Raw genomic sequence first — 833 nt, 5'->3', positions numbered from 1 at the left:
AAATTTATTGGAATAGCATTGCCTTTAACAGATTTGACAGAGGAACAATGTTTGATGAAAGATGATATTTTGGGTGTAATGCAAAAATGCTATAATGAGGTGCAACAAATTCACAATATAATACCTAAAGTCGATATTGGAAAGCCTTTAGATGCTGCACAATACACATATGATTATATTAAGGAGGTTCTCAATGGGTGCAAATGAAAGCAATGGTATTAATGAAATCCACAATCAAGAAGCCTATGAGGGTATCAAACAAGTAATGCTCCAAGAGGGAGTAATACCTAGAGAGATGATAAGATATAGCGAGGAAGTGAAAGAAAAAAAGAGATTGGAAGAATTAAAAAACAAATGGGGTTTTGTTTCAAGTCATACAGGCACTGCAAAAAACATTATTGAATCCATTGATAGGCAATATCCTACTCTTAAACCTATCATCACTCCCATAAAAATTATCATTAAAAGAGTAGATGGAATGTTTGAAATCATTGATTTAATACTTGAATATCAACTTAATGGTGAGGAGGGAGTATTAATAAAAATAGGTGAAGAAATAATAGCGAGCATAGTATTTTCAGCAGGAGCTGTTATAAGCAGTATTATAGCAACTAGAGTAGCTCTAGTTTTGAGTGCAATTGATAAGGATTTTGGTATTGTTGTAGGGTTTTTTGTATTTTCAAATGGTGTTATTGTCAGTGATTGGTTAGCAAATAAATCTAAAAAGTTGGTGCATTTTGCCTATGAACACATTTATCTTCCCACAAAGAATACTTGGAAAGATTTAAAAAATGGCTTTGATTATTTATTAAGTGGAGATTGGTATAAAGAAT

The 833-nt window shown here is 31.8% G+C and carries 2 protein-coding genes; both read left to right on the top strand.

The window, feature by feature from the left end; all coding sequences use genetic code 11:
• On the top strand, positions 1-207 hold a 207-nt coding region (locus CQA44_RS12900), incomplete at its 5' end, for a hypothetical protein (protein WP_220272169.1).
• A partial coding sequence (locus tag CQA44_RS12200) for a hypothetical protein (protein ID WP_147289815.1) occupies positions 194-833 on the top strand: 640 nt, incomplete at its 3' end. The genes CQA44_RS12900 and CQA44_RS12200, both read left to right, overlap by 14 nt.

The organism is Helicobacter sp. MIT 14-3879 (assembly GCF_003364125.1).
This window is presented reverse-complemented; position numbering and strand designations above follow the sequence as displayed.